Raw genomic sequence first — 6,523 nt, forward strand, 5'->3', positions numbered from 1 at the left:
GAATGTTCAAAACAAAAAATTTCGTAAAAATGGCGTTAGTAACAATACTAGCTGCCTTATTTCTTGCCGGCTGCGGTGGGGACAAGGCCTCTAATGAAAGCAGCAAGGATGTACTAGCCCAGATCAAGGAAGACAAAAAAGTTGTTTTTGGTGTAAAGCATGACACGCGTTTGTTTGGATTGAAAAATCCATCGACAGGTGAAGTGGAAGGGTTCGATATCGATCTTTCCAAAGCATTGACAGAAGAAATGTTTGGCAAGGATGTTAAGCCCGAGTTCGTTGAGGTTACTTCGAAAACGAGGGTAGGTCTCTTAAATAATGGTAAGGTTGATGCGGTTGTCGCAACGATGACGATCACGGAAGAACGCAAAAAAGAAGTTGATTTTACTGATGTTTATTTTGATGCAGGGCAATCATTGCTTGTGAAAAAAGGCAGCAAGGTTCAGAGCATTGATGACTTGAAAAAAGACACAACGGTGCTTGCTGTTAAAGGCTCGACATCTTCAATAAATATTCGTGAGAAAGCGCCTGAAACAACTGTACTTGAATTCGAAAACTATGCTGAAGCCTTTACAGCACTTAAGGCAGATAAGGGTGATGCCCTGACTACAGATGATTCCATCCTTTATGGTATGGCAGAAGAAGATCCGTCATTTGAATTGGTCGGAGGAACGTTTACTGAAGAGCCATACGGGATAGCTGTAAAAAAAGGTAATACACCGCTTGTTGATGAGTTGAATAAAGCCTTAAAAAGCCTGAAGGATTCAGGAAAGTACGATGAGATTAAGGATAAATGGATTAAAAATTAATTATTAATACCAGGTTTCTCATCAGGATGGGCTGTAATCCGTATGCAATCTTTTCGGAGTGAGCTCATCCTGATTATTTAGGAGGGGATCGTTTGCTGGATTTCTCGATACTAACGACTAATATGGATTCCTTTTTAGAAGGATTAAAAATAACCATCATTGCTAGTTTAATAGCTTTATTAGGCAGTTTTATTTTGGGAACACTTCTTGCTGTTATGCGAATTGCCCCGTTTAAACCTCTTAACTGGCTGGGGACGGCATATGTTGAATTTATTCGTAATATACCTGTACTCGTTATCGTGTTTTTTGTTTATTTGGCTGGTAACTTTGGCGGGATGACTGCAGGAACAATCGGGTTGACCATCTATACAGCCGCTTTCATCGCCGAAGCTATCCGTGCGGGAATTATGTCTGTACCAAGAGGGCAAATGGAAGCTGCCCGCTCGACAGGATTAACTTACGGCCAGGCAATGAGAATGGTTATACTCCCTCAGGCTATAAAGATCGTTATCCCCCCTCTTGGCAACCAATTTATCAATTTAGTTAAAAATTCATCCTTGTTAGCAGTCGTGGCAGGAGGGGATTTAATGTATCAGGGGGATTTAATATCTGCAAAAACATACCTAACCTTTGATACCTATGTTTTCGTTGCCTTATTTTATTTAATTTTAACTATACCTTTAAGTCTTGGCGTAGGATATTTAGAAAAACGCTTGGCAAGAAGTAATTAAGGAGGTGCGCAGATGGATTTTCTAGCACCGTTCATTGAAGTATATACACCAGAACATTTTAAATTTTTGCTGGAAGGATTTGGAGTAACCCTAAAGGTCGCTGCAATTTCAATCGTGCTCAGCTTCATTATTGGCGGTCTTATTGGAACTCTCAGATATGCGCGGATTCCCGTTGTTTCTCAATTACTAGCCGTGATTGTCGAGACGATTCGTAACCTTCCTTTGCTGCTAATCATTTTCTTCACCTATTTTGCATTGCCTGAAATTGGGATTGAAATGGAAATAACGACTGCGGCCATTGCAGCATTGACGGTTTTTGAATCAGCGATGCTGTCAGAAATCATCAGAAGCGGCTTAAACTCGATCGAAAAAGGACAGATTGAGGCAGGACGTGCGTCTGGCCTGAACTACATCCAGACATTACGCTTTATCATCATGCCCCAAGCTCTGAGAAGAATGGTTCCACCTATTGTCAGTCAATTTATTTCACTGCTTAAAGATACATCGTTAGCCGTCGTCATCGCGTTGCCGGATTTATTGCACAACGGACAAATTATTTACGCACAAAAGGGATCGTATGTGATACCTGTTTTTGTAATGGTGGCGTTGATGTACTTTATCGTTAATTATGCTTTGTCACTAATTGCGCGAAGGTTAGAATTAAAACAAGCTTAAGAAATCTGGCTCATTCATAGGGCTGGATTTTTTTTACTTTTTTTATTTAAAAAGTTCATAGATTATCATAAAAAACAGAAAAAGGTTACTAACAAATTTTCTGCACAACCCATAAAATAATAATATTGTTAATGGATGATTAAAGTTGAAAAATCTCTGCTGAAAAAGGAGTTCTTACTTATGCAGGATAACAAACAATACTATTCCAATCAGGAAGCAAAGGAAATGATTTGCGAAATTGGAAGGAGAGTGTATAACAGAAATTATGTAGCGGCCAATGATGGAAATATCTCGGTGAAAGTGGGTCCTAATGAAATTTGGACAACACCTACTGGAGTTAGCAAAGGGTATATGACGGCTGACATGATGGTGAAGATGGACCTTTCTGGTATAGTCATTTCGGGAAATTTGAAACCTTCATCCGAGGTGAAGATGCACCTAAGGGTCTACAATGAAAATCCCGAAGTGAATGCCGTTGTTCATGCCCATCCTCCGGTTGCTACATCATTTGCGATAGCCGGAATCAGTTTAGATAAACCAGTGCTGCCAGAGGCGATTGTCCTTTTAGGTAATGTACCAGTGGCCCCCTATGCGCTGCCCGGAACACAGGAAGTACCTGATTCCATTGCTCCATACTGTAAGACACATAATGCGGTACTATTGGCTAATCATGGAGCACTTACGTGGGGGAGAGATTTGATGGAGGCTCATTTTCGTATGGAGTCCCTCGAACATTACGCTACTATCCTTATGTACTCCAATAATATCTTGAAAAAGGCGAATGAATTAAATCGTTCGCAAATCGCTGATTTAATAACGATTCGTGAATCGATGGGAATAAAAGCAGGCGGCATACCGATTAGTGAAGTAGATAAGAAAGCTGAAGAAGAATAGCTCAATAGGTGGCTACCTTTTTTTCAGTCAAAGGGCAGGTAGATGCCATTGGCCAAATTAGCGGCGGACCTGTGATTGGTGTTATTGCGACAAACTTTACGATTAAAATAGCGATTAGGGTTAGTGCGATTCTTTTAATGCCTGTTCTTATCTTATATAACCACATCATGAGAAAAACCAGAGGGTGAGTGTTCATGAGGGGTTCCGTTGCCTATCGCAAACATTAAAAAGTTAATTAAAATGAGTGCCAAATTGTATGAGAATTTGGCACTCAATTTTTTTTATCGGTGTAAAAGTTAATGTTCGTGAGATGTGAAATTATTTAAAATGGTATTATATTCTTGGTCACTAATAATCCCTAACTTTTTACATAAGTAGGAATTAAATAAGATTTTTTTCTTTATTCGTTTAGTTGGAGACACCCTAATCACTCCCTTTATTCTTATTGTATTTCACTTCTACAAAAAAGTTTCCTTTAACCAAAAAAATCCCTGAATAAAAAGTATTGCCAATATAATACTTAAAATAAAAATATAAACCCTTCGAAATGACAGGTTTTCGGCAACTTAAAGTTTGTGAAGGATTGCACTTAAAGTAACGGGTAGCGTTAATCCAGGAAGGGATTGGCGCTCTTTTTGTAGAATTAATTGAACTAACGCAGCAGGTAAAGAAAGTAATTCACAAAAAAGGGGGATAAAAAGTGGATTTATTACTTTGGATAACTGTTGGTTTCATTATAATCGGATTTGTTGTTCTGGCTTCTATGAAAAAAAGTATGGAAAGTAAGCTCGCTTTTATAAAAAGAAATATGGAAAGTAAGAAAAGTTCAACTAAATCCATAGTTTGGTGGATAGTGGGAACCACAGCTTGGGGGATAGTGAGTATGAATCTTATTGTGTGGTGCTTTTCTGCTAAATGAAGTAAAATTTAATGGGTTTTTAGCAATGGTTTTAGAGGGAAGTAGTTCATTTTTGTGAAGAAATTTACTTAAACAAACAGGTGCATTACTGGAACGGTGGTAATGCTTTTTTTCTTCTTCAAGTAACGATGCAGGATACTTTAATAGGTATTTTAGTTTTTTTTGGTAAAATGTTAAATAATGGAGGAGATGATTTGAATAAATTTCTAAAAATCACACTTGGTGTTTTGGGTGTTATCTTATTAGGAATTGGACTACTTGTAGTTGCCTTTGTATTAGAAATGAAGCCTGATAAAGATGAAGAGGAAAAGATAAAGATTCAAGCGGAGCAATATTTAGATGATAAATTTAATAATGACTTCGAGGTATATGACACTCTGTATGATAATATGGGAAACTTTGGATTTGAATATGCTGCTAAGGTTAGGGATAAGAAAGGTAATACAGACTTTTTAGTTTATTATGATAATGAAACAGAACAAATAGTTGACACATACATTGCTGATAAATGGGGGGATGATTTAGAAACTGAAATACGTCCATTTATTAAAGAGAATTTTGGGAAAACAACAGATTTCCATGTTTTCATTACCAATGATAAAATTGGGCAAGAATTGGGTATTGACCCTGTTAATCCTAAAAGTTATAAAGAATTTGATGTTGCACCTACCATCCGTATTACTGTTCATCGAAAAAGGAGCGGCGGGGACGAAAAAATTCTCAATGAGTTCATATCTTTTCTAAAAAGCGAAGATAAATTGCAACATGGTTCGGTTATTATGGAGTATATCGCTGAAAATGGTGTAATTTTAGATGATGAATGGGGTAAAGAATTTTAATTAGATATTTTCTTTAATTAACGGGTTACGTTCGTTGAAGAAGAAAACTAAAGACCACTTATATGTTGGTCTTATTTTTTGTTCACATACGGAACATTTGTTCGTGTATAATGATAATGAGGAGATGATTCGAAATGGCAATTCGTGACCGTGGTAAAATGAAATGGCAGTCAGCTTCATTCTTGCCGCTAGCTTTTGAAATGACAAGCGAAATGTTTAAGGACCAAGCTCGGACTGCTATGCCAATATTAGACGAACATCAGACGGAAGAGTTCGACCTGCGTATAGCATACGCAACAGAATACAATCATGCGGTAAAGCTAACAGTATGGGATGACGGATTTACTCACGACATTACTGGTCGTGTTCATTATGTCGATCCTATAACTCATGAGCTGCGGATTGTACTAAAATCTGGGGAATTTGAACGGGTGGCATTCGATAGTGTAATTGGAGTGAAGGTTTTGAATTGAGCTAACATCTCATGCTTTGACTCAAATTGCGAAAAATAATGAACTGTACTATGAAGACAGTTCAATTAATAAGAATTTTATTTTTTTTGAGGGGAAATGACATTGTTATAAAAAAATCTTTCCCATTTAGCCAACAAACCGTTTCTAAATAAAATGCTCAGTTCATGTATATTATATATGCCTTTTTATAAACTAACGGAAAAAGGGTGGTAATATGCAATTAAATTGGATTTGGAATGCGGTTCTAATTGTTTTAGTGGGAACGCTCTTATTAAGATTTGCTGGTAGAAATTCAATTTCTCAAATGACAGTATCACAACTTGTTATTATGATTACGATTGGACCTATACTTAGTCGTCCCATTGAGAACAAAGGACTTTTGACCACATTTGGTGTTGTTTTTGTTCTTATTTTTACTGTGTATGGTATCCAGTATCTTAAAATGAAGTTTGATAAGATAGAATCATTTTTTAGTGGGAAACCCGTATTTGTCATAGAAAATGGAAAAATAAATGAAGAAAACATGAAAAAATGAGACTTACTACTGACGATCTTGATATCCGATTACGCCAAGCTGGAAGTTACGCCATCGGTGATTTAGAGTGGGCAACAATTGAGGTTAATGGAAAACTTGGTTATAAGTTGAAGGTTAATAAACAACCAGCCACCAGGGAGGACATTCAGAAATTAATCCAATTAGTTGAATCCAAGTACACCGATTCCATTTCTTTTCATAAAGATATGAACGTTGTGGGAAACAATATAGTTACTGAGGTTTCTTCTAAAAAAGATATCAATCCTTAAACTTCAAGTAACACTGATTAAGTAAAACAAGAAATCCTTTCAGAGCGCAAGGTCTGAAGGGTATTTTTTATAGGGGATGTTTTTTCACATTTTTCTGTGTTTCATGGATGGGAATCGGTGCGTTTCAACTATAAGTGGAGATGTATCTTTCTTATTGAAGTAATATGGCAGATTTGTTTGTGAAGAAATGTACTGTGCGAAACGTTTCCTTATAAGTGCTAAAGCACGAAATAGGAGGATTGCTGAAACGCAATTATAACTGATTAATCGAAACTCGGAATGAGAGCCGTCATGTTGAGCTGAAACGAGTTATCTGATACTCCTACATGCACGGAATGGTAGTAGCCCGAACGTGTATGAAGCTAGGTGAAGTCGGCTG

8 protein-coding genes and 1 pseudogene are annotated in these 6,523 nt (G+C 37.1%); all 9 read left to right on the plus strand.

Features of this window, described 5'->3' with window-relative positions:
* Positions 1-2 precede the first annotated feature (2 nt).
* The gene (locus J2Y03_RS18015; RefSeq protein WP_310196341.1) at positions 3-809 is read left to right on the plus strand and encodes a transporter substrate-binding domain-containing protein; all 807 of its coding nucleotides are present in this window, start codon (positions 3-5) and stop codon (positions 807-809) included.
* Between the two features lie 92 nt (positions 810-901).
* The gene (locus J2Y03_RS18020; protein ID WP_310196343.1) at positions 902-1,540 is read left to right on the plus strand and encodes an amino acid ABC transporter permease; all 639 of its coding nucleotides are present in this window, start codon (positions 902-904) and stop codon (positions 1,538-1,540) included.
* A 12-nt stretch (positions 1,541-1,552) separates the two neighbouring features.
* Positions 1,553-2,215: an amino acid ABC transporter permease gene (locus J2Y03_RS18025; RefSeq protein WP_310196345.1), complete on the plus strand. Its 663-nt coding sequence runs from the start codon at positions 1,553-1,555 to the stop codon at positions 2,213-2,215.
* A 180-nt stretch (positions 2,216-2,395) separates the two neighbouring features.
* Entirely contained in the window at positions 2,396-3,109 is a 714-nt protein-coding gene (locus tag J2Y03_RS18030) for a class II aldolase/adducin family protein (RefSeq protein WP_310196348.1), read from the plus strand.
* A gap of 8 nt (positions 3,110-3,117) precedes the next feature.
* Positions 3,118-3,297 (plus strand): hypothetical protein, encoded by a 180-nt coding sequence (locus tag J2Y03_RS18035; protein WP_310196350.1) that lies wholly within the window; start codon positions 3,118-3,120, stop codon positions 3,295-3,297.
* 512 nt (positions 3,298-3,809) lie between these two features.
* Positions 3,810-4,028 carry a hypothetical protein gene (locus J2Y03_RS18040; RefSeq protein ID WP_310196351.1) on the plus strand — a complete coding sequence of 73 codons (219 nt, stop codon included), beginning with the start codon at positions 3,810-3,812 and terminating at the stop codon, positions 4,026-4,028.
* A gap of 128 nt (positions 4,029-4,156) precedes the next feature.
* Positions 4,157-4,867: a hypothetical protein gene (locus J2Y03_RS18045; RefSeq protein WP_310196353.1), complete on the plus strand. Its 711-nt coding sequence runs from the start codon at positions 4,157-4,159 to the stop codon at positions 4,865-4,867.
* A gap of 134 nt (positions 4,868-5,001) precedes the next feature.
* Positions 5,002-5,340: a YolD-like family protein gene (locus tag J2Y03_RS18050; RefSeq protein ID WP_310196358.1), complete on the plus strand. Its 339-nt coding sequence runs from the start codon at positions 5,002-5,004 to the stop codon at positions 5,338-5,340.
* A 442-nt stretch (positions 5,341-5,782) separates the two neighbouring features.
* Positions 5,783-6,144, plus strand: a pseudogene (locus tag J2Y03_RS18060) (YetF domain-containing protein).
* The last annotated feature ends 379 nt before the right edge of the window (positions 6,145-6,523 follow it).

This window comes from Neobacillus niacini (assembly GCF_031457145.1).
In the GTDB taxonomy this organism is placed as follows: domain Bacteria; phylum Bacillota; class Bacilli; order Bacillales; family Cytobacillaceae; genus Neobacillus; species Neobacillus niacini_J.